This window comes from Candidatus Rhodobacter oscarellae (genome assembly GCF_001078595.1).
GTDB classification, from domain to species: Bacteria; Pseudomonadota; Alphaproteobacteria; order Rhodobacterales; family Rhodobacteraceae; genus Rhodobacter_B; species Rhodobacter_B oscarellae.
Genome location: NZ_LFTY01000002.1, coordinates 232,273 through 252,950, shown reverse-complemented (window position 1 = coordinate 252,950; position 20,678 = coordinate 232,273). Strand labels below are relative to the sequence as shown.

21 protein-coding genes are annotated in these 20,678 nt (G+C 62.6%); 10 read left to right on the top strand and 11 right to left on the bottom strand.

Going from position 1 to position 20,678, the window contains the following annotated elements; all coding sequences use genetic code 11:
- Window positions 1-127: 127 nt before the first annotated feature.
- The 4 genes from AIOL_RS06245 to AIOL_RS06230 form a co-directional block, all read right to left on the bottom strand.
- Window positions 128-1,015 (bottom strand): alpha/beta hydrolase, encoded by an 888-nt coding sequence (locus tag AIOL_RS06245; protein WP_053101205.1) that lies wholly within the window; start codon window positions 1,013-1,015, stop codon window positions 128-130.
- Window positions 1,012-2,352 (bottom strand): MFS transporter, encoded by a 1,341-nt coding sequence (locus AIOL_RS06240; RefSeq protein WP_049642197.1) that lies wholly within the window; start codon window positions 2,350-2,352, stop codon window positions 1,012-1,014. The genes AIOL_RS06245 and AIOL_RS06240 overlap by 4 nt, the downstream gene beginning before the upstream one ends.
- Before the next feature lie 67 nt (window positions 2,353-2,419).
- A complete protein-coding gene (locus AIOL_RS06235; RefSeq protein WP_049642196.1) occupies window positions 2,420-3,172 on the bottom strand; it encodes an alpha/beta fold hydrolase in 753 nt (250 codons plus the stop codon).
- 225 nt (window positions 3,173-3,397) lie between these two features.
- Window positions 3,398-5,785 (bottom strand): hypothetical protein, encoded by a 2,388-nt coding sequence (locus AIOL_RS06230; protein WP_049642195.1) that lies wholly within the window; start codon window positions 5,783-5,785, stop codon window positions 3,398-3,400.
- A gap of 186 nt (window positions 5,786-5,971) precedes the next feature.
- Here AIOL_RS06230 and thrS point away from each other — a divergent pair, with 186 nt between their 5' ends.
- The 5 genes from thrS to AIOL_RS06205 all read left to right on the top strand — a co-directional run bounded on the left by thrS (window position 5,972) and on the right by AIOL_RS06205 (window position 10,889).
- Entirely contained in the window at window positions 5,972-7,918 is a 1,947-nt protein-coding gene (gene thrS / locus AIOL_RS06225) for a threonine--tRNA ligase (protein ID WP_049645286.1), read from the top strand.
- Window positions 7,919-8,281: 363 nt separating this feature from the next.
- Window positions 8,282-8,584, top strand: a complete 303-nt coding sequence (locus AIOL_RS06220) for a BufA1 family periplasmic bufferin-type metallophore (RefSeq protein ID WP_049642194.1) — start codon at window positions 8,282-8,284, stop codon at window positions 8,582-8,584.
- Window positions 8,585-8,711: 127 nt separating this feature from the next.
- Window positions 8,712-9,572, top strand: coding sequence for an MNIO family bufferin maturase (bufB, locus tag AIOL_RS06215; RefSeq protein WP_049642193.1), 861 nt, complete (start codon window positions 8,712-8,714; stop codon window positions 9,570-9,572).
- A 4-nt stretch (window positions 9,573-9,576) separates the two neighbouring features.
- Window positions 9,577-10,338: an HvfC/BufC N-terminal domain-containing protein gene (locus tag AIOL_RS06210; protein WP_049642192.1), complete on the top strand. Its 762-nt coding sequence runs from the start codon at window positions 9,577-9,579 to the stop codon at window positions 10,336-10,338.
- Entirely contained in the window at window positions 10,335-10,889 is a 555-nt protein-coding gene (locus tag AIOL_RS06205; RefSeq protein ID WP_049642191.1) for a DoxX family membrane protein, read from the top strand. Before AIOL_RS06210 ends, AIOL_RS06205 begins: the two co-directional genes overlap by 4 nt.
- Here AIOL_RS06205 and AIOL_RS06200 read toward each other — a convergent pair.
- Window positions 10,878-11,204, bottom strand: coding sequence for an arsenate reductase family protein (locus AIOL_RS06200; protein ID WP_049642190.1), 327 nt, complete (start codon window positions 11,202-11,204; stop codon window positions 10,878-10,880). The two genes, AIOL_RS06205 and AIOL_RS06200, sit on opposite strands and share 12 nt — an antisense overlap.
- A 211-nt stretch (window positions 11,205-11,415) precedes the next feature.
- Between AIOL_RS06200 and AIOL_RS06195 the strand changes: the two genes are divergently transcribed.
- A complete protein-coding gene (locus tag AIOL_RS06195) occupies window positions 11,416-11,622 on the top strand; it encodes a cold-shock protein (protein WP_049642189.1) in 207 nt (68 codons plus the stop codon).
- A 59-nt stretch (window positions 11,623-11,681) separates the two neighbouring features.
- On the opposite strand, the gene AIOL_RS06190 is transcribed toward AIOL_RS06195, so the two are convergent.
- The 3 genes from AIOL_RS06190 to AIOL_RS06180 form a co-directional block, all read right to left on the bottom strand.
- The gene (locus AIOL_RS06190; protein ID WP_152912396.1) at window positions 11,682-11,963 is read right to left on the bottom strand and encodes a hypothetical protein; all 282 of its coding nucleotides are present in this window, start codon (window positions 11,961-11,963) and stop codon (window positions 11,682-11,684) included.
- A 174-nt stretch (window positions 11,964-12,137) separates the two neighbouring features.
- Window positions 12,138-12,422, bottom strand: coding sequence for a hypothetical protein (locus AIOL_RS06185; protein WP_053101203.1), 285 nt, complete (start codon window positions 12,420-12,422; stop codon window positions 12,138-12,140).
- A 162-nt stretch (window positions 12,423-12,584) separates the two neighbouring features.
- Window positions 12,585-12,872: a hypothetical protein gene (locus AIOL_RS06180; protein WP_152912395.1), complete on the bottom strand. Its 288-nt coding sequence runs from the start codon at window positions 12,870-12,872 to the stop codon at window positions 12,585-12,587.
- A 190-nt stretch (window positions 12,873-13,062) separates the two neighbouring features.
- Here AIOL_RS06180 and AIOL_RS06175 point away from each other — a divergent pair, with 190 nt between their 5' ends.
- Both AIOL_RS06175 and AIOL_RS24255 read left to right on the top strand, forming a co-directional pair.
- The gene (locus AIOL_RS06175; RefSeq protein ID WP_049642186.1) at window positions 13,063-13,521 is read left to right on the top strand and encodes a YHS domain-containing (seleno)protein; all 459 of its coding nucleotides are present in this window, start codon (window positions 13,063-13,065) and stop codon (window positions 13,519-13,521) included.
- 363 nt (window positions 13,522-13,884) lie between these two features.
- On the top strand, window positions 13,885-15,312 hold the full coding sequence (locus tag AIOL_RS24255) for an ATP-dependent nuclease (protein WP_082152448.1): 1,428 nt from the start codon (window positions 13,885-13,887) through the stop codon (window positions 15,310-15,312).
- On the opposite strand, the gene thyX is transcribed toward AIOL_RS24255, so the two are convergent.
- From thyX to AIOL_RS06155, 3 genes are all read right to left on the bottom strand, one after another.
- Entirely contained in the window at window positions 15,309-16,217 is a 909-nt protein-coding gene (gene thyX / locus AIOL_RS06165) for an FAD-dependent thymidylate synthase (RefSeq protein WP_049642184.1), read from the bottom strand. The two genes, AIOL_RS24255 and thyX, sit on opposite strands and share 4 nt — an antisense overlap.
- Window positions 16,218-16,291: 74 nt before the next feature.
- A complete protein-coding gene (locus AIOL_RS06160; RefSeq protein WP_049642183.1) occupies window positions 16,292-16,516 on the bottom strand; it encodes a hypothetical protein in 225 nt (74 codons plus the stop codon).
- Between the two features lie 2 nt (window positions 16,517-16,518).
- Window positions 16,519-17,931 (bottom strand): S8 family peptidase, encoded by a 1,413-nt coding sequence (locus AIOL_RS06155; protein WP_160314415.1) that lies wholly within the window; start codon window positions 17,929-17,931, stop codon window positions 16,519-16,521.
- 312 nt (window positions 17,932-18,243) lie between these two features.
- Between AIOL_RS06155 and AIOL_RS06150 the strand changes: the two genes are divergently transcribed.
- Both AIOL_RS06150 and AIOL_RS06145 read left to right on the top strand, forming a co-directional pair.
- Window positions 18,244-19,188, top strand: coding sequence for a hypothetical protein (locus AIOL_RS06150; protein WP_049642181.1), 945 nt, complete (start codon window positions 18,244-18,246; stop codon window positions 19,186-19,188).
- Complete coding sequence (locus AIOL_RS06145; RefSeq protein ID WP_049642180.1) at window positions 19,157-20,614, top strand: hypothetical protein; 1,458 nt, start codon at window positions 19,157-19,159, stop codon at window positions 20,612-20,614. The genes AIOL_RS06150 and AIOL_RS06145 overlap by 32 nt, the downstream gene beginning before the upstream one ends.
- Window positions 20,615-20,678: the final 64 nt, after the last annotated feature.

The window sequence follows — 20,678 nt, the reverse complement described above, 5'->3', positions numbered from 1 at the left end:
CTCCCCCAGGAGGCCGCTTTTGCCACGTTGCATACCAATGAAACGATTGCGGCTATCAGAACCGGGCGATCTTCGGAGATGATGCGCAGGCGACCTCCAGGTCGGCCGCTGCCCGGGTTGCGCCTGGCTACAATGCCGCCAACCAATCAAGCATATAGCGTGTGGCGGCGCCGGTGTTGCCGGGGCTGGTGATGTCCCCCGCGATCACGTGATTGGTCGGCGCGTCCCCGCTTGGCGCAAGGATCGGCACGCGCCGGGTTGGCCCGCCCCAATCCGCTGCGATCTTCTCGACCGCCTCGGGGTCGATCACCGTGTCAAACGGCGAGTAAAGAAACAGCGCGGGCAGTTTGGCCCGACGGAAATCCTGCGCGTACATATGCTTGACCAGACGCGCCATCGGCAGCAGGGCCCGAGAGGGGTAGCGCATCGTCCAGAAATTCGCGTGCGCCTCGTTGAGCGGCGCAAAGGTCCGCTCTGCTCCCGCGACCCACGGCCCCCAGGTCTCAACGCCTGGCCAGGTCAAAATGCGGGCCAGGGCTGGCTTGAGCTGGAAATTGGGGGAGACAAAGACGATACCCTTCAGCGCCTTTGAGGCCTCGGGGTCCAGCGCCGCCAGCGCCGCCAATGTCCCGCCGGTCGAGGTGGTGATCGCCACGACCTCGTCCCCCGCGGCGCGACCTGCCGCCAGGGCCTCGGCGGTGTCGTGCAGCCAGTCCTGCTCGGTCGCCTCGGCCAGGGCCGCGCCGGTGCGGCCATGCCCGGTCAGGCGCGTGTAGATCAGGTTCGCGCCCAGCGCATGCGCCACGCGGTCCGGGATGGGGCGGATCTCTTCGGAGGTGGCAGAGAAGCCATGGATATAGACCACGCTTAGGGGCGTCTTGGCGCCGGCCTCGCCCGCCCAGATCACCCGCTTCTGCGTGCCGGGCGTGATGTCGTCGAACCGCCCCTCGGCCCTCGCAAAGTAAGCGTCCAGATCGCCGCCGAACGCCTCAGGATCGAACGCAGGCAGGGTCACGGGCGCGCCACCACGGCGCGGGCCCGCGGGCGGTAGATCGCCAAGAGCCCCAGGATCGACAGCACGAAGATCCCAATCGGCACCAGCGTCACTGTCATCCGCAGCGCCTGCAACGCGCCCGCGCCTTGCTCCACCACCGCGCCGCCCGTGGCCTCTTGCCAGCCATAGGCGCCCAGGATGACGCCCACGAGACCCGGCGCCAGGGCGTTGGCGACCTTCTGCCCGAAAAGCCAGATCGCCGAGAAGGCGCCCTCGACCGCGCCGCCCTGCTCGCGCCGCGTGGCGTCGATCAGGTCTGGCCACATCGCCCAGGGGATCTGCTGGTAGGCGCCGTTGGTCATCCCCGCGAGCACGAAGATGCCCGCCATAGCGGTCACGTTCACGCTGGGCAGGCGCGTGTAGAGGAAGGCCAGCACCGCCATGTAGAGGCAGAGCCCCAGGATCAGCGCGCCGGTCTTGCCTAGCCGCCCAGACAGCATCACCCAGACCGCCTGGCTGAGGATCGAGCCGATCACAAAGCCCGCAAAGAGCAGCGGCATGGTGCCCAGCCCATTGGCCGCCCCCGAGAGCGCCGAGCTTCCCGCATCGTTGATCAGATAGAGCGCCGCCAAGGGCAGCCCCGCGGTGATCATCGCCACCGCCAGGGTCATCACCCCATAAAGCACCACCAGCCAGGTGAAGGGCGGGTTCGACAGCACCAGCCGCAGCGCCGCGCCCAGCGACAGCGTGCTCGGCGCCTCCGTCTTGGGCGCCCGGCGCGTCAGCCAGAGCGAAGCCCAAATCGGCAGCACGATCAGCGGCGCCGAGATCAGCATCGCCGTGGGGTATCCCATCCCCGCTGCCAGCCCCGGCAGCACGCCGCCGCCGATCAGGATGCCCACCGAGGCGAAGACCATGCGCCAGCCTACCATGGCCGAGCGCTCCTTGGGATCCTGGGTCATCTCCGCCGCCGTGGCGCCGTAGGGGATCGCCAGCATGGTGAACCCGATCGTGGCCACCACGAACATCGCGGCGAACCAGATCAGCCCGCCCTCGGGGTTCTGCGGCGCGTTGAACATGCCCAGGCAGCCCAGCGTCATCACGATGGCGCCCAGGAACATCCAGGGCGCGCGGCGCCCCCAGCGGGTGTTGGTGCGATCCGAGAAATACCCGATCAGCGGGTCGGTCACGATGTCAAAGACCAGAACGCCCGTGGTGATCGCCCCCGCCACCGCCGCGGGCACCCCCATCACGGTGGTCAGGAAGGTGAGGATCAAGAGTTGCTTGATCATCACGAAAACGACGATGCCCATATCGGCCAGGCCCCATCCCGCCTTCTGGCCTTGCGTCAATGCCATGCGTTCCTCTCCCAAAGCTGCGGGCTAATACCGCAGCTTGGGCCGTTGCGCCTAGAGAAACGCTGCGTCAGCAGCGCGCCAGGACCTCCTCGATGCTGGCCTCGATGAGCTTGAGGCAATCGGGCGTCGAAAACCGGTGGTCGGCGTCCTTGACCAGCGTCAGGCGGATGTCATCGCCCTCGACATGCTCCAGCAGGCGCATCGCGACCGAGACCGGCACGTCCTCATCCGCGGTGCCCTGCAAGAGGCGCGTCGGGAAATCCAGGGTCAGAGGCGTGCGCAGCACCAGGTTTTCGCGCCCGTCTTCGATGAGTTTCTTGGTGATGATATAGGGCTCGTCGGAGTATTCGCTCGGAAGCGCCAATTGTTCGTTTTGTGCAAGCTCGTCGCGCTGCTCCGGCGTGAAACCCGCCCACATGCTGTCCTCGGTAAAGTCCGGCGCCGCGGCGATTCCGACAAAACCGGCGATTTTCAGTTGAAACCGCGCCATCAGGTTCAAGGCGATCCATCCGCCCATGGAGGATCCCACAATTACAACATCTCCAGGGATCAAGGCCGAGACCACCTCGAATGCATCATTTGTCCAATCGCCGATGCAGCCATCCAGGAAATTTTCCGACGATTGACCATGCCCTGAATAGTCAAACCGCAGGAAGGCGCGGCCCGTCGCCTTGGCCCAATCCTCTAGGTGGATCGCCTTGGTCCCCTCCATGTCGGACTTAAAGCCGCCGCAGAAAACCACCGTGGGGCCTGCGCCAGCGGTCATGTGATACGCGATGCGGCGGCCTTGCGGTGTGTCGATGAAATCTGGTGCGGCCATGGATGCCCCCTGTTTTTCTTGACGATCTGCCATAGCGGCGCGTGGGAATCCATTCTCAGTTTGAAAAATCAACGGGCGACTATCTTATCACGTGACCACTCGGTCACTTTTAAGCTGGGCCCATGGACGCGATTTTGAATGCGCCTCTCTTCCAGGAGGCAATTGATCGCTGGATCGAGCCGCGCGCTGTGAACCCTACGGCCCGCACAGCGCGGGCCGTCTTCGTTAGACATCCACCAGCTTGAACCCGATCCGCTTGCTGAAATGCTGCCACACATAGGGGTCGGTGAAGTAGCCCGGATGGCCGCCCGCGGGCACCATCAGGTTGTACTCAGATTTCTCAACGGGCTGGTTCGGCTTGCCGTTCAGCGCGTCGAGGTTCTCGATATAGGTCCCCACGAAGTCATCCGTGCGGCCAATGTTGAACCATCTGACGCCCTCCCAATCCGCTGGCTCGATGCGGAAGTCTCGGGGGAAGTACTTGCGGTAGAGATGCGTGACCGGCGAGCCCATCGTCACCACCGTCACGTCAATCCCATCGAACACGCCCGCCGCCTTCAGGCGACGTACATTGCGCGTCGACACCACCGTGCCCTGCGAGTGGCAGATCACCGTCAGCCGCTTGGGCTTCACCTGGTTGATCATCAGCCTGGCCACGCGCTCGAACCGGCCCTCGATCTGCTTGCGCGGCGGGAAGTTGTTGCGGTTCTTCTCCTCCGAGCCGAAATCCGCCTTAAGCTTGTTGTTATTGGCATAGACCACGATGTCGCGGAACGCGCCAAGGCCGCCCGCCACCAGGTCGCGCATTTGGTAGACGATAAGCGCGATGGCCAGAAGGATCGGCGGCACGAACTGCACGACAAAGGACAAGGTCTCTGACGAATCCTTGTCCAGCGTGTACCAGTCTAGACGGAACAAGAGCGCGACCACGAACAGCACCACCGTTGAGACGGCAAAGATCACCTGCACCCCGCCGTTCAGCAGCAGCCGCCCGATCAGCGGCTTGGACTGTGCCATCATGAACAGCACGTGCTTGTTCATATGCCGCAGGATCACGATCGCGCCTCCTGCCACACCCAGAACGAACAGAAACAGCACCGCCACGGCCATCGTCGGCGCCACGCCCTCGATAAAGTCCTCGAACACATGGGTCAGAATGCCCGTGGTCTCGTGGCAATGATGCTCGGCCTGCTCAGCCACCGGAAGGGCCAAGCATTGTTCGGCGCCCAGCTCTTTGAAGTTCAAGCTGTCCGTGGCGGAATGCATCCCCACCCAGAAGGACGACGCCATGATCACCCACAACAGCACCAGGCCCGAGCAGATCGTCGCATACATCCGGCGCTGCTGTGGGGGGGCGCTGTCTTCGACCTTATCCTTGTCCAGCGCCCAGGCCAGATAGGTCAGGAAGCAGGCGACCATCGAGGCCATCAGGGCATAGGCCAACACGTGCATGAGCAAGTTCACGAAGAAAAAGATCTGCGTGGCCTCAGGTCCAAAGTTTCCGCCGTTTATGGATTTACAGAACGGAGAGACCGACTCCGTCGCCGCCTTGCAGCTCGCAAGAACCGCTTCCGGGTCGGGCAAAAAGGGGATGTAGATCAGCACGATAAGACCCCAGCCCCCCGCGCCGATACTGTTCATGCGCCATAGGCTAAGCGCCCAGCGCGCCTTGTTGCGCCCGATCATGCGCCCAAAGAGGATCGTGAAGATGCCGGTGAGCGCCAAGGCGGTCTCGGGCGCGCTTAGCGAGAGCGCCCCCGCGAAATTGGGAATTAGGCCGAAAATCACGCCGACTGCCGCAATGATCATCGCAAAATCCGTCACCCGGCCGAATAAGCTCCACGCTTTCTCGTTGCCCGTGACATTGGCGAATAGGCCGAAGACACCGGCGATCACCGAAATAACCATCACCGCCGGGCCCATTGCCCCCGCGGCGCCGGTCCCGCCGCTGTCAAAGGAATAGAGTCGCCCCTCCAGAAGCAGCGCGACCACCCCAAAGAGCAGCGTCGCGTTCAGCGCCGCCACGCCTCCGATGATCAACCACAGGAACAGGCACACGGCGTTATAGCCGCGCTTACTGCCCACATTCGCGGCGTTATCCAGCGCCAGGTAGCCAATGGAGGCGACCACCTTGATCAGGTCAAAGATCGTGGCAAAGGCGCCCTTGGGCTCGGGCGAGAGGTCGGCCCAGTAGACCTCGGCCATGACCGTCTCGACCTCTTGGCGGTACTGCTTGCGGACGCGCTTGACATGCATAGAGAACTTCTCTTGCACGCCTTCGCGCTCTGGATCGTCATTTGGGGCGTCGTGGACGGGGGTGTCCACCTCGTCGGGCAATACGCGCTGCGAGCCATCGGGGAAGGTGATCGTGCGCGCGCCGCCGGGGTATGTCTTGCTCTGAGGTTTGGCGGTGCCGTCATAGCTGGCATATTCGTCCTCAAAGAGCGTCACGATGGTCTCGTCGGCAACGACCTGGCTGTCGGGGTAGACCCGGTTATGCTCGGCCAGCGCGCCGCCCAGCACGTCGTCCACGGTCTCTCCTTCGCGCTGGTTGCCGATCCCATGCACGCACAGCACCAAATGATCCGAACGCGGTTCCTTTTCTATGGTCATTGTCCCCCCACTCACACTCTAAAATCGCTCTTCGACGAAACAATGCAACGTTAGCACAACCCATGCGGATATCTAGCGCGGTTTTGAAATTCAGGCTTGACCTGATGCCTCACCGGCGGCACATCGGCGCCACGATATACCCGCAACCGGGCGTTCCGTGGGCGCCAAACTGACGAGGAGGCTATGATGGCCCAGATCTCCCTCACCTTTCCCGATGGCAATGCGCGTGAATACCCCGCCGGCGTGACCGCCGCCGAGATCGCGGCGTCGATCTCTAACTCCTTGGCGAAGAAGGCGATCTCTGCCTCCGTCGACGGCGCGCATTACGACCTGCAATGGCCGATCGAGGCCGACGCCCGCATCGCAATCCACACCATGGCCGATGACGAGCCGGCGCTGGAGCTGATCCGCCACGACGCGGCGCATATCATGGCCCGCGCGGTGCAAGAGCTGTGGCCCGACACCAAGGTCACCATCGGCCCGGTGATCGAGAACGGCTGGTATTACGATTTCGACCGCGCCGAGCCCTTCACGCCCGAGGACCTCGGCACCATCGAAAAGAAGATGCGCGAGATCATCAACAAGCGCGAGCCGGTGCGCACCGAGGTCTGGTCGCGCGCCGATGCCGTGGCGCATTACGAGGACGCGGGCGAGCCCTTTAAGGTCGAGCTGATCGACGCCATCCCCGGCGACGAGCCGCTGCGGATGTACTGGCATGGCGACTGGCAGGACCTCTGCCGCGGGCCGCATCTGCAGCATTCCGGGCAGGTGCCCGGCGACGCCTTCAAGCTGATGTCCATCGCGGGCGCCTATTGGCGCGGCGACAGCAACCGCGAGCAGCTACAGCGGATCTACGGCGTGGCGTTCAAGAACAAAAACGACCTCAAAGCGCATCTCCACATGCTGGAAGAGGCCGCCAAACGCGACCACCGCAAGCTGGGCCGCGAGATGGACCTCTTCCACATCCAGGAAGAAGCGCGCGGTCAGGTCTTTTGGCACCCCAATGGGTGGCGCATCTACACCACGCTGCAAGACTACATGCGCCGCAAGCAGGATTCCGGTGGCTATGTCGAGGTGAACACGCCCCAGGTCGTGGACCGCAAGATGTGGGAAGACAGCGGCCACTGGGAGAAGTATCAAGAGAACATGTTCATCGTTGAGGTGGACGAAGAGCATGCCGCGCAGAAGGCGGTGAACGCGCTCAAGCCGATGAATTGCCCGTGCCACGTGCAGATCTTCAACCAAGGGCTCAAGAGCTACCGCGACCTGCCCCTACGCATGGCCGAGTTCGGCTCATGTAACCGTTATGAGCCCTCCGGCGCGCTGCACGGGATCATGCGGGTGCGCGGGTTCGTGCAGGATGACGGGCATATCTTCTCCACCGAGGGGCAGATCGAAGACGAGTGCAAAGAGTTCATTCGGTTCCTCAGCGAGATCTACGCGGATCTTGGCTTTGAGAACTTCTCGATCAAGTTCTCTGACCGCCCAGATACGCGCGCCGGTTCAGACGAGGTTTGGGACAAGGCCGAGACGGCCCTGCTCTCCGCGACCCGTGCCGCTGGGGTCGAACCAGAGTTGAACCCTGGCGAGGGCGCGTTCTACGGACCGAAACTGGAATTCGTGCTGACCGACGCGATTGGCCGGGATTGGCAATGCGGCACGTTCCAGGTGGACTTCGTGCTGCCAGAGCGTCTGGACGCCACCTATATTGGCGCCGATGGGGCCAAGCACCGCCCGGTGATGTTGCACCGCGCCTGCCTGGGTTCGTTTGAGCGCTTCCTCGGCATCCTGATCGAGAACCACGCGGGCAAGCTGCCCTTCTGGCTGGCCCCGCGGCAGGTCGTGGTGGCCGCGATCGTGTCGGACGCGGATGAGTATGTGCACGAGGTCGTGGCGGCGCTGAAGGCCAAGGGCATCCGCGCCGAGGCCGACATCCGCAATGAGAAGATCAACTATAAGGTCCGCGAGCACTCGCTGAGCAAGGTGCCGGTGATCCTGGCCTGCGGCATGCGCGAGGTCGAGGAACGCACGGTGTCCGTGCGGCGCCTGGGCGAAAAGCAGTCCACCGTCGAGGCGTTGGACGACGTCGCAACCGCCCTGGCGGCGGACGCAACGCCTCCGGATATGCGCTGAGCGCTCCAAGAGAACGCGCCGCGATTCCCGGCGCGCCTCACGAAATGTTACAAAATTGGCTGCGGCGCGTTGGATCAGCCGCCGCGGACCAGGGCTTGTAACAATTCCGATGCGCCAAGCCTCGCCTAAAGCGGGCGCAGACCGCGACCCAGCGCCGCCAAGCCGAAACCCCTTGCAAAATAGGGGGTTGCGCCGCGACACACGCCGCCAAAAGCCCGTCAATTTCCCCGATCTATATTACCGCGAGATAACACACATGTGCGTAACGTGGCTGTTATTGGAACACTCGCGCCGCATCCTATAAATCTTGTCTCATCGCATATCGCGATGCTCGGATTACCGTAACTCTGATGGGAGACCCACATGTCCACCACCGTTAAAACCCTCGCCGTTGCTGGCGCCGTTGCCGCCGCCGTTGCTGGTCACGCAACCATCGCGAACGCTCAGTCGCAGGAAAAGTGCTACGGCATCTCCTTGGCTGGCGAGAATGACTGCGCCGCTGGCCCCGGCACCACCTGCGCCGGCACCTCGACGGTTGACTACCAGGGCAACGCCTGGACCCTCGTCGACGCGGGCACCTGCGCCGATATCGAAGTGCCTGCCATGGCCGACGGCACCGCGCGCGAAGGCTCGCTGGAAGAGCTGGACCGCGACCTGCCGGCGTAAGCCAAACGAATGCGTAGGATGGGGTTTAACCCCATCCTACCTCCGATTGCCCACCCCACCCAATTGCCCGGGCCGCGCCCAGGCTCTATGATCCACACATCATCGAACCAAAAAGGACGTTCGACACATGCTGGACGCCACGTCGCATCGCTTTGACAAGCTGCCCGACGCGCCGGGCGTGGGCTACAAGCCGCAGCATTTCTCTGACCTCCTTGACGCGCCCGGCCCTGTGGCCTGGCTCGAGATCCACGCCGAGAACTATATGGGCGATGGCGGGCGTCCCCTGGCGCAGCTGCGCCACCTGGCCGAGCGCTTCCCCATCTCGGTGCATGGCGTCGGGCTTTCCATCGGCGGCGAGGCCCCGCTGGACCGCGACCACCTTGCACGATTGAAACATTTGCTGGGCTGGCTGAACCCCGCGTCCTTTAGCGAACACCTTGCCTGGTCTACGCATGACAGCCATTTTCTGAATGACCTGCTGCCGCTGCCTTACACAAAGGCAACATTGGATCGGGTCTGCGACCATGTGGACGAGGTGCAGAACGCGGTCGGTCGGCGCATGCTGCTGGAGAACCCCTCGACCTATCTGGCCTTTGAAGAGACCACCATGCCCGAGGTCGCGTTCCTGGACGAGATCGCCCGGCGCACTGGCTGCGGGCTGTTGTTTGACGTCAACAACGTCTTCGTCAGCGCCACCAACCAAAAGACCGACCCGTTGAGCTATATCGACAGCTTCCCGCTGGACCAGGTGGGCGAGCTGCATCTAGGCGGCCATGACGAGGACCAGGATGAGACCGGCGCGCCGCTGCTGATCGACAGCCACGGGCGCGAGGTCGTGGATCCCGTGTGGGCCTTGTATGAACACACCATCGCGCGCGGCGGGCCCAAGCCGACTCTGATCGAGTGGGACACCGACGTGCCGGACTGGCCCACCCTGCGCGCCGAAGCGGAACGCGCCGCGCCGATGCTGGCCGCGGCCCTCGCCTGATCCGATGGGTGTCACCCAAACAGAATTCACCCAAGCGATGCTTGATCCGGCGCGCGCCGCGCCGCAGGGGTTGGTGAACCCCGATGGGGCGCCTGCCACCAAGCGCTTTGACGTCTACCGCAACAACGTGGCCGTCAGCCTGACCGAGGCGCTCGAGACCGCCTTTCCGGTGATCGCCAAGCTGATCGGCGCCGAGAACTTTAAGAAGGTCGCCGGTGTCTACCTGCGCCAGCACCCGCCCTCCTCGCCGCTGATCATGTTCTACGGCGACCGGATGCCGGATTTCCTGGCCGGGTTCGCCCCGCTGCAGCACCTACCCTACCTGGCAGATGTGGCGCGGCTAGAACAGGCGCTGCGCCGCAGCTACCACGCGGGCGATGCGGCGGCGCTGGACGCTGCGATCCTGCAAGAGCTGCCCGCGGACCGTTTGATGACCGCGCGCCTAGAGATGGCGCCCGCGGTGCATCTGATCCGCTCGCGCTATCCGATCCACCAGATCTGGCGCTTCAACATGGAGCAAGGCGCGCCCAAGCCCGCCGGCCAGGGCGAGAACGTGCTGATCACCCGGGCCGAGTTCGACCCGCAGATGACCACCCTCTTGCCGGGTGGTGGCACTTTCGTGGCCGCGATCCTAAGCGGCCGGACCTTCGGCGAGGCGGTCGAGGCCGCAACCGCCCAGGTGCCAGGTTTTGACCTAACACAAACCCTCGGCGTGCTCCTGGGCACCGCCGCAATCATAAGACTTAACGAGGAACAAGACCGATGAACGCCCTTATCAACCTGCACAACGGCATATTCTCTAGGATCGAGCGCCTGTCGCCCGTCGCGCTGCCGACCCTGGCCCGGCTGGCCTTCGTGGCCACGCTTTTCGGCTATTACTGGCAATCCGCGGGCACCAAGGTCTGGGACCGCCGCGGCAACGAGGGGATCTTTGACTTCTTCACCCTCGAAAGCGGCGTCTACGCCCAGATGTTCCCCAAGGCGTTCGAGGCGGTGACCTATGACCCCTCGCAGCTTGGCTTCATCTACAAGCTCGTCGCCTTCGCGGGCACCTATGCGGAGTGGCTGCTGCCCTTGCTGATCCTGATCGGGCTTTTCACACGGCTGGCGGCGCTTGGCATGATCGGGTTCATCGCGGTGCAGACCTGGGTCGACACCACCGGCCACGGGGCCGAACTGGGCGCGCTTTTCGACGGCAGATACGCTCTGATCGACGAGCGCGTGTTGTGGGTGTTCCTGATGGCCTATCTGGTCTTTCGTGGCGCCGGCCCGCTATCGCTGGACCGGCTGTTCTTGGAGCGCAAATCAGCCGAGTAGCGCGGCCTGCACCGCCTTATCCCAGCCCAAATAGAGCGCCCCGTTGTCGTCGATAACGGGGCGTTTCATCAATGTGGGATGGGCTTTGAGCAAGGCGATCGGCTCTCCGGCGCGTTCCGTTTCGGTGAGGCCACGCCAGGTTGTGGACCGCGTGTTGATCAATTTTTGGCCGAACGCCTCAAAAAATCGGCGTAACTCCGCTTCTTTTACGCCATCTGACCTTACGTCAACCTTGGTTAATGCCAAACCTTTGTCCCGTAACGCCTTTTCCGCCTTACGGCAGGTGTCGCACGTGCCTAACCCGTACATTTTCATCGTGATTTCCCTTTATTTACAGGGCCTGAGCCGTTGCCCTGTCATCATTAATTCACTTGCGTTTTGCGCAAAAGAGGTAATCCTTAACGCCGTGACGACAGACTTTCTTTGACGACCGCTCCTCTCCTGAAGAGCAGCCTAAGACTAAGAAGACCTGGCAACACCGGCCCGTCACAACTCTGTGGGCGGGATTGTTTTAAGGAGAGGTGGTATGGCTACTGGTACCGTCAAATGGTTCAATACAACCAAAGGTTACGGCTTTATAGAGCCTGATGGGGGCGGCAAGGACGTGTTCGTGCACGTGTCCGCCGTGGAGCGCGCCGGGATGACCGGACTGGCCGACAATCAGAAGGTAGAGTTCGAGATCATCGAGGGCCGCGACGGCCGCACAATGGCCGGCGATCTAAAGGCCCTCTGACCCCATACGTGAAAAGACTGTAGCGCGGCCCGGCAACCGGGCCGCCGACGCGCCAAAGGCTACTGCTTCTCCCAATGAAACGGCTGGTGCCCCGTGCCGTTCTGGTAGAGGTAGACCCGGACGTCATAGCCATTCCCATAGTTCTTATAGACCCCCGGCGTGCCCACCGTGGGCAGGTTACGGGACGTCTCCGTCAGATCCTTCTTGCCCCGAAAGGGCACCGGCTTTGGGCACAGGATGGAAACATCCGCCCGGCTGTCGGTGCAAAACGCGTGTGCTGTATGTGCGGACGCAAAAAACGCTACGCCCGTGGCAAGCACGAGACCAAACTTATTAACCATCATCCTAACCCCTCAAGATGTGTACAGTGAACTCTTAAATTAACCATAAACATACACCCCCGCCGGCCAAGATCAATTCCCCTGCCCAAAACAGACTGTCCTCGAATATGAAACGCCGCACCGGAAGGCGCGGCGTTCGGCCCGTCAGACCAGTCAAACCTGTCAGAGAAAGGGCTACTGTCCCTTTTCGTACACCACCACCGTGCCCGGCGAGGCGTGGCTGGAATGCGCGCGGTGATGGCTGGACGCCGAGTGGCTTTCGTAGTGACCGTTCGGCGTGCCGCAGCAGATCACGCCGCCCACGACCACAGGCTGCAACCCGGTGGGGCAGTAGTTATGCTTGGTCTTATAGGCGTAAACCAGCATGTTATCCGTCGCGGGCTGGGTTTCGTTCCAGGCCAGCGCGGGGGCCGCAAATGAGACCGCGCCCATCAGAGCCGCGGAGAAGAGAATACGCATGGATGCCTCCAAATTGGCGTTCAATACAACAAGGTCGGGTGGCTTACCCTATCACGCCCCTGTGGATAACTCCAAAACCTAGATGCGCAACGCGATGCTTCGGCCAGATGTTGTGGCGAATGGGACTCAGAAGTCGTGGCGCGGCCGCTTGCGGCGCGCCTGTCAGGCGGGCTCCGAAGGCCCCAGCTCGACCCAATCCTCGCCCGTCGCCACGATGCAGCTGCGCCCATCGGCGTAGCGCTGCACGAGGGTCCAGGTGCCGCGGCGTGACTGCCAGAGCTCTAGCAAGCTGTCGGGGTCGCGCACACCGATGCCGGTCTTGGCCTCACCCATGCGCTGGACCAGCGCCTCGGTGATGGCCTGGTGGCTGGCGCAGAACCCGTCCGCGGCGGGCAGTGGCCCGGCCAGGAGCGCCATCGCGCAGGTGAGAGCGAGTATCCTTGATCGCATGTGCCCATTGTAACAGCATTATGACGATATGTATATACTTTTCATATACCAATCTGGGGCGCTTGCCAGCTTTTGAAACAAGCCCTCCACCGCGCACACGGGCGCTCACAAACCGGTGTAGCTGGTTGTTTTCGCGCCTGTTTATGATCAGCTAGGGTGCAGGAATTGACCCGGAAATAGGAGACATATCATGCTCACCCGCCGCGCCACGATCGGCCTGCTGGCCGCCGCGCCCGTCGCCACATTTTTTGGCACCCACGCCGCTCGGGCGGCCGAGCCGCTGACCTTTCAGACCAATGGGATCGCCATCAACGGGATCGACCCGGTGGGCTATTTCACCGATGCCGCGCCGGTGCCTGGATCGGCCAATTTCGCCTATGATCACAACGGCGCCACATGGCATTTCGCGAATGAAAACAACAAGATGGCCTTTATGGGCGACCCGGAGAAATACGGCGCCAAGTTCGGCGGATACTGCGCCTATGCGGCCTCGCTGGGCTATCTGGCGCCGACGCAGCCCGAGGCCTGGACGGTTTACGAGAACCGCTTGTATCTAAACGCAAATCTGCGCGCGCGGAAGCTCTGGCTGCAGGACGTGCCGGGCAATATCGCCAAGGGTGAGGCGAACTGGCCGGGCATCCTCGGTTAGGTCGAAAATCGCCGCCAAAACCGCGTCGGCAAAGTGTCGGCAAAACGTCGGACTTTTGTATGGCACAACGTATGGCACCCCCGGCCCTGCCCGGCTGGGGGTTTTTGCGTTTTGGCGAGTCCGGACCGGGTTCCCCCGTTGGCGATTGACTGGTCGTTTGAGTTGAGAACGTCGCGCCCGGCACGAAGTGGGTGCGAATTAGGGTTTGCGGTGATGCGAGCAGCGGGAGGGTAGGTCAGCATGAGAGCCCAGCATAGGCTTCATTTGCGTTCCGGCACTAAGTAGCTCAAGTTGCGTAAATGGTATAAGAGGTTCAGATTATCCCAGTCGGAGTTTTGGAGTGTTTCGGTGAATTCCAATGAGATGAGAAGGCTTGAACGCAAATGGCGAACAAATTCAGGTGCGTCATGGCCAAAGCGGTTAGAGTGGTTGGAAATCAAAAACATCCGAGGATGGGAAGAGCAAAGAATCGATTTCGATTTTCCGATTGTTGCAATCGTTGGCGAAAATGGTTCCGGGAAGAGTACAATCCTTCAATCCGCCGCCTGTTCATTTAGAAATCAAGGCGGCGCGAATTACTTTCCAACTGAATTTTTCCCAGAGACTGCGTGGGATTCTTTGAACGATGCAGCTATTCGAGTCGGAATCAAACAAGGACCAAATCACTCCAACCATTCTATTCGCAAACCATCTACAAGATGGCTAGGCCAACCCGAAAGACCGCTTCGACCTGTTCGATATCTTGACTTGAGCAGGTTGCAGCCAGTGGGAACACGAGTCGGCTATGCGCGAATAGCTAAGACCAGGCACAACGAAGCCCACGCAGTTAACTTCGATGAGCAACAAATTCATCGGATGTCGGCGATAATGGGCCGGACGTACAACGACGCGAAGATGGCCAAAACTTCAATTGATCCCAACAGAGATATTCCAGTTCTGACAAAGGAGCACCGGCCATACTCCGGGTTTCATCAGGGCTCAGGCGAAACGACTGTAGCAGAACTCCTGCAAACAGACTTGCCAAAGCATGGGTTGGTTTTAATCGACGAAATCGAGTCATCACTGCACCCTAGAGCGCAACGGCGACTCATGCGTGACTTGGCGACTGTGACACGAACGCAAGAGTGCCAAGTCGTCATCACCACACATTCTCCATATATTCTCGAAGAACTTCCCTTGGAAGCAAGAATTTACATCCTGGAAAACGCTGGAGAAAAAACGATCGCCCGCGGCGTAAGCCCTCAGTTTGCAATGACAAAGATGGATGACGAGAACTATCCAGAAGTGGAGGTTTTTGTTGAAGATGACCGCGCCAAAATTTGGTTGGAGAGTATACTTAGCGTCCATCATCAAGACGTTGTTCAAAAGGTGTCAATCATTCCATTTGGTTCAGCGAACCTAGGTGTTGCGCTTGGCCAAATAACGTCACAGGGAAGATTTCCACGCCCTACAGTAGTCTTTTTGGATGGCGACCAAGATGACGCTACTGGCTGCAGCCTGCTGCCTGGAGATGACGCCCCTGAAGTCGTCGTCTTTGAGCGTTTAAAAAGAGAAAACTGGAGTGATCTTTGGACGAGAGTCGCACGCGACCTATCTTACGTGGCAGATGCGTGCTCGAAATCGATGACTTCCTTAGATCATCATTCATGGGTGAACCAGGCCGCAAGCGAATTGCTGTTGAGTGGAGATTTCTTGTGGCAATGCATGTGCCTTGAATGGGCCAAGACCGTGCGACCCAGAGACACTCAGTACATTCGCGACGACATTCAAGACGCGCTGCGCACCATCTAACTTCCAATAACCCCCTCAAACTCCCGCCACTCGCCCTTGGACATGCCGGAGGTCTCTTGCGTGACCGCCTCGCCCGCCAGCATCCGGCGCAGGCAGTCCAGGGCCTTGGCCGAGAGCGTCGCGCCGCCCATGCGGTAGTCTTCGAAGGCCCCGTAGGCGAAGGGCACCCAGTCGGCGACGACCTTGCAGATCGCCTCGGCATAGACCCGGATCTCCATCTGCGCATGCGCGTCGGCGCGCAGCCGCAGGAAGTGGAACAGGTTATGCAGGTCCACCTTCCAGTACCATTGCGTATAGATATTCGCGGGCAGGTTCATCCGCGCCAGCTCGCGCGCCAGGCCCTGCTGGCCGTCCTCGGACAACATCTCCTCGTAGTGGTCATAGGCGCGGTCGCTGTCGGACTTGAGGATCTCCAGCACGCGCTCGGCCTCGCGCCCCGTCAGCACCGCGCCGCGGCCCTGGTTGTTCGTGGTGGACTGCGCCGCCAGCGCGTCGGGCTGGGGGATGTAGAACTCGCGGTCCAGGATCGAGTAGCGGGCGGAGTACTCGTTCACATTGGCGGTACGGTGGCGGATCCACTGCCGCGCCACGAAGACCGGCAGCTTCACATGCAGCTTGATCTCGCACATCTCGAACGGCGTGGAGTGCCAGTGCCGCATCAGGTAGCGGATCAGGCCCTCGTCATTGCTGACCGACTTGGTGCCCTTGCCGTAGCTGACCCGCGCCGCCTGGCAGATCGCGCTGTCGTCGCCCATATAGTCCACCATGCGGATGAAGCCGTGGTCCAGCACCGGGTGCGCCGTGTAGAGATGCGCCTCCGCCCCCGGGGCCACCGCGCGCAGCGTGGGCTGGGGGGTGGCGCGCAGGGCGTCGATCTCGGCGGCTTGTTCGGGCGTCAGGGGCATTTGGGCTCTCTTCGAATCGCGGCGGTGGGTTCAAGCCATAGTAGCGCCGCGACACATGCACACAAGATCGCGTGTCAGAAAGTCGACATATCCGAGGAGGGGAACACGCCCTGCACCCCGTCGATCGCCTCGATCCGGTCCAGGGCGCCCCGCTCTGTCGTGATCTCGATGGAGAGCTCCTGGTCGGAGAGCGGGATCGGCTCCGCCCCCTCCACCAGATGCGCCCCGATCTCGGCGAGACAGGCGCGCAGCTCCTCCAGGTCGAGACCGCGCCGGTATGTCACGATCCAATAGCCCACCGTTACGCAGTGCCCGCCCCGGACGCGCCGCCGCCATAGCTGCTGATGATCATCGCGTTGCGCTGCTGCGCATAGGCCGCCGCAGCGTTGATCACGCCCGCACCATGGTCGCGATCCCAGCCCACCGAGCCGCCCACATCCGTCGCCGTGCGCATCAAGAGCTCCTTTAACTCCGCCGGCGACAGGCCCGGGAAGGCCGAGAGCAGGGCCGCGCCCACCCCCGCCGCCACCGGAGTCGCCGCCGATGTCCCATTATCATAGGGCTGCGCCGTCCCGCCAGGGCGCCCGGGGCCGAAATTGCCGAAGAAATGCGTGTAGCTGACCAGGTCCGGCTTCTGCGCGTGGAAGATGCCCGGCCCCTGCGCCGAGTAGCCCACCCTCTCGTGCCGGCTGTTCACCGCCGCCACCGTGACCACGTCCTCCATGCTGTTGGCCGCGCTGATCGAGTTGCCCGGCCCGATCCCCGAGGGGTGGCAGTTGCCCGAGGGGCAGTCCCGGCCGCAATTGCCCGCCGCGAAGAAACACGCGATCCCGGCGGCCACCACCTCGCGCACCTTACGGTTATAGGGGTGGTTGAAGTTGTTCACCTCGTGGCGCGGATCGGTGATCGCCGACGGCCCCGCGGTGAAACCGTAGGAGTTGTTGGTGATCTGCGGCGTGCCGTCCTGCGAGAACTGGTTCAGCGCCGCCTGCATCATCTGCAGCGCCGGACCCGAGCGCGGCACGCCCAGGAACGGGTAGTCATAGAGCCGCGCCGCGGGCGCCGCCACCAGGATGTCGGCGGCACACATCGAACCGTGGCTGGTCACCGGCGCCGAGCCCGGCTGGCGCGCCGAGTTCGGGCGCGCGAAGCCGCCGATCACCGGATAGGTGCTGCCGTCGATGCCCTCGTCCAGCACGCCCACGACGATGTTCTGCCCCTGCGCGCCCTCCTTCCAGAGCGCCGCAACGCCCAAGAGTTCGCGGATCGTAGCAATGTCAACGCCGGGCCGGAACGGGCGGCAATCCACCCCGCCCCGGGACGAGGCGAGGTCAAACGCCACCGCCCCCTCGTCCAGCAGCGCCATGGGCGAGCTTGGCCAGACCTGGATATCGGGGGCCTCCAACAGCTCGCCCATGCGGGTGCGACTGACCTCGGCCTGCACGACATGGCTCTTGGTTTTCTTGCCGCGCCCGGTGCTGCCCGCGAGCCCCAATGCAAAGGCGCTCAGCGCCTGGTCGTCCTCTGCGGTCGCGGCAAACATTGGGATCGGCGGCGCGTCCTCCTCGATCTCGATGCCAACGCCGCCAACGGCGCCCATCATCTCTGTTGCCTGCTTCTGCGCCTCCTCCGCGGATTCCAGCCCCGCGGCGTGCCGCGAGAAGGCATCGTTTTCTTTGGATGACATTTCCAGGAGTACGTGAAGTCCGGCCATAAAAGCCTCCATCAATAAACTACAAAAAAGTTGTTGCTGGCTAAAGATTGCCAAGCACAGCTTACCATAATCTAAGTTGGAAGTCCCGCCCCCTAATCCCCGCACAATTAGAACCCGGCACCACATATAGAAGCAGAAAAAAGCCCGCTTCCAATATAGCGCCATTCCAGGGACTTATCCTGTGTAATTAAGCGCGGTATTTGCGCATCACTTCGCCAATGGGTCGCGCCGATTCGTTGACTTGTGGATAACTCGCAGGCAGGTTGTGGATAAAACAATAGGCAGGCTTCGAGCAGAGTTATGCGTAAACCGATGATGGCTTTGGCCGCGGTGTTCGTTTTCACCGCGTGCGACGGGAATCCCTTCGTTGCGACAACCGCACCGACGACCCCCACTCCAACCACCCCCACCCCCGCCGCCGGCGGGATCCCCGCGGCGGTCGCCAGCGACGTCACGCAGCTGGCCTTTAACGCCACGGCGCAAACGCTGACGGTGGAGTTGTCGGGCCTCGATTCGACCCCCACCACGGTGACCACCTTCATGCGCAACCTGGCCGTCGAGGCCGCTCTGCCCGCGGGGCACCTGGCCTACACGCTGCAGGAGGACCCGCTGGACCGGGCCTTCATCGCGGTCGCCTCCCAAAGCGCCAACGGCGTCGTGCGCGGCGGCGTGGCCAGCGATGGCGGGCAGTTTAACAGCTTCTTCTCGGGCGTTTACTACGAGCGCGATGGCGGCTTTGATCGCCCCGCCAGCACGACCTCGCCGGGGACAGGCCAGGTCTCTTACGCGGGCGGCTATACGGGCCTCGACAACTGGTCCGGCCCCAACCCCCCGCTGCCGCCCGGCACCAACCCCGCGAATCAGCCGCAGGCCCCGGGCCGCGTGGTCGGCAATATCTTCCTGAACGTGAACTTCGACGACATGCTGGTGAATGGGGCCGTTTTTGACCGCGTCCTTGTTGACCAGGGCGGCATCGCCCACCAGTTGCCCACGATCGTTTTGACCGCGACCAACATCACCGCCGACGGGACCTTCCAAGACGGCGTTGTCGAGGCCGCGGTGGGGGCCTCGACTCTTGGCATCGGCACCTATGCCGGTCTCTTCGGCGGCACCAACGCCACCGCCATGGCAGGCGGGCTGGTCATCACCGAATGGGATCCAACTCGCGAAAACGAAAGCGAGCACGGCTTCTGGGTGCTAAACCAATGCGGATCGGCGGGCGAAGATGCAACGCTCTGCACCGGCACGGCGCCGTAGCCGCTGGGCCGCGGCGCTGGTTTGCGCCGCGCTCGCGATTGGGATCAGCGGCGGCGCCGTCCCGGCTCAGCCCGCGCAGCAGCTCACCTTCACCCTGCCCGAGGCCCGCGCGCTTGCATTGCAGGCCGCGATGGGCGGGCGGCCTGATGTCGCGCTGAGCCTCACTCAGCAGCTTCTGGACCAGGACCCCGAGGACGCCCAGGCCCACCTGGCCCGCAGCGCCGCCTTCCTGGCCAAGCGCGATTGGGGCGCGGCCTACAAGGGCGGGCGCATGGCCTTCCGCTTTGCCCAAACCAAGGACCAGAAATTCCAGGCCGCCCGCGTCACCTCGACGGCCGCCTTGGGCGGCGAGCGGCAGATGCTGTCGCAGTTCTGGATGCGCCGCGCCGGCGATCTTGCCCCGACCGAGGTGGACCGCAAGAAGATCGAGCAGCAGTTCAACTACCTAAAGGCAAAAAGCCCCTGGAACCTGCGGTTCCGCTTTGGCGCCACGCCGTCGTCCAACGTCAACGGCGGCGCGGACAGCGCGTTTAACACCATCGACGGGGCCTATATCTATCTGGCGAATGGGCAGGGCGAGATCATTGGGGTCGCGCCGCTCCCCGCTGGCACGCTGAGCCCCAGCGCGCAGGCCCTATCCGGCGTGGTGACCCGCGCCTCGGTCTTTGCCAGCTACCGGCTGAACCGCACCGAGACCAGCCAAACCCACCTCACGGGCCATCTGTCCGCCCGAGAGGTCTTCCTGTCCCAGGAAGCCAAAGATTTTGCGCCCGGTTTCGACGCCGGGCTGCTCTCCGAGCAGAACCTGTCGCTGGGCTTCGCGCATAGCCGGGCGCTTGGGGACGCGGGCAGCATCCTGGGGCTGAGGTCGACCCTCAAGCGCCACATGCAAGGCGGGGCGCATTCCTTCCACGCGATCTCGGCGGGCGCGTCCCTGCGGCATCCGCTTAGCGACGCGCTGACCTTTGATGCCGGCTTCAACCACGAGGCCCGCAAGTATGGCCGCGGCGGGAATGGCGAGGTCCAGTCGGCCAATCTGGGCCTGACCTACCGCTTCGCCAACGGCAATAAGCTGTCCGGCGCGCTGTTTGGCACCCAGAACGCGACACCCAATATCGTGCTGGAGAATGACACCATCGCCGCGCAGCTGCGCTTCAGCCTGGGCGAGCCGGTCCTGTCGATGCTGCTGTCTGCCGGGCTGGGCTATGCCGAGACGCATTATCCCAACTACTGGGTTGGCGTCCCGGTGCCCGGCGGGCGCAAGGACGAGGCGGTCTTTTTTGACATCAATGCCACCTTCACAAAGCTTGAATACGCCGGCTTCTCGCCCAGCGTGAAGCTGCGACGCAAGCGCACCGATTCCAACGTGTCACGCTTTGATACCGCCGAATGGGCGCTATCCTTTGGCCTTCAGTCAAACTTTTAGCGCGCGTATTGGAGGTTTGGTTGTTTCGGCGTGGAACGCCCTTTAGGCGCGCCAAATCTCTTGC

Coding starts and splice junctions, on each gene's coding strand:
- AIOL_RS06240 (WP_049642197.1), bottom strand. CDS start 2,352: ATGGCATTGACGCAAGGCCAGAAGGCGGGATGGGGCCTGGCCGATATG.
- AIOL_RS06235 (WP_049642196.1), bottom strand. CDS start 3,172: ATGGCCGCACCAGATTTCATCGACACACCGCAAGGCCGCCGCATCGCG.
- AIOL_RS06230 (WP_049642195.1), bottom strand. CDS start 5,785: ATGACCATAGAAAAGGAACCGCGTTCGGATCATTTGGTGCTGTGCGTG.
- thrS (WP_049645286.1), top strand. CDS start 5,972: ATGGCCCAGATCTCCCTCACCTTTCCCGATGGCAATGCGCGTGAATAC.
- AIOL_RS06220 (WP_049642194.1), top strand. CDS start 8,282: ATGTCCACCACCGTTAAAACCCTCGCCGTTGCTGGCGCCGTTGCCGCC.
- bufB (WP_049642193.1), top strand. CDS start 8,712: ATGCTGGACGCCACGTCGCATCGCTTTGACAAGCTGCCCGACGCGCCG.
- AIOL_RS06210 (WP_049642192.1), top strand. CDS start 9,577: ATGGGTGTCACCCAAACAGAATTCACCCAAGCGATGCTTGATCCGGCG.
- AIOL_RS06205 (WP_049642191.1), top strand. CDS start 10,335: ATGAACGCCCTTATCAACCTGCACAACGGCATATTCTCTAGGATCGAG.
- AIOL_RS06200 (WP_049642190.1), bottom strand. CDS start 11,204: ATGAAAATGTACGGGTTAGGCACGTGCGACACCTGCCGTAAGGCGGAA.
- AIOL_RS06195 (WP_049642189.1), top strand. CDS start 11,416: ATGGCTACTGGTACCGTCAAATGGTTCAATACAACCAAAGGTTACGGC.
- AIOL_RS06190 (WP_152912396.1), bottom strand. CDS start 11,963: ATGGTTAATAAGTTTGGTCTCGTGCTTGCCACGGGCGTAGCGTTTTTT.
- AIOL_RS06185 (WP_053101203.1), bottom strand. CDS start 12,422: ATGCGTATTCTCTTCTCCGCGGCTCTGATGGGCGCGGTCTCATTTGCG.
- AIOL_RS06180 (WP_152912395.1), bottom strand. CDS start 12,872: ATGCGATCAAGGATACTCGCTCTCACCTGCGCGATGGCGCTCCTGGCC.
- AIOL_RS06175 (WP_049642186.1), top strand. CDS start 13,063: ATGCTCACCCGCCGCGCCACGATCGGCCTGCTGGCCGCCGCGCCCGTC.
- AIOL_RS24255 (WP_082152448.1), top strand. CDS start 13,885: ATGAGAAGGCTTGAACGCAAATGGCGAACAAATTCAGGTGCGTCATGG.
- thyX (WP_049642184.1), bottom strand. CDS start 16,217: ATGCCCCTGACGCCCGAACAAGCCGCCGAGATCGACGCCCTGCGCGCC.
- AIOL_RS06155 (WP_160314415.1), bottom strand. CDS start 17,931: ATGGCCGGACTTCACGTACTCCTGGAAATGTCATCCAAAGAAAACGAT.
- AIOL_RS06150 (WP_049642181.1), top strand. CDS start 18,244: ATGATGGCTTTGGCCGCGGTGTTCGTTTTCACCGCGTGCGACGGGAAT.
- AIOL_RS06145 (WP_049642180.1), top strand. CDS start 19,157: ATGCAACGCTCTGCACCGGCACGGCGCCGTAGCCGCTGGGCCGCGGCG.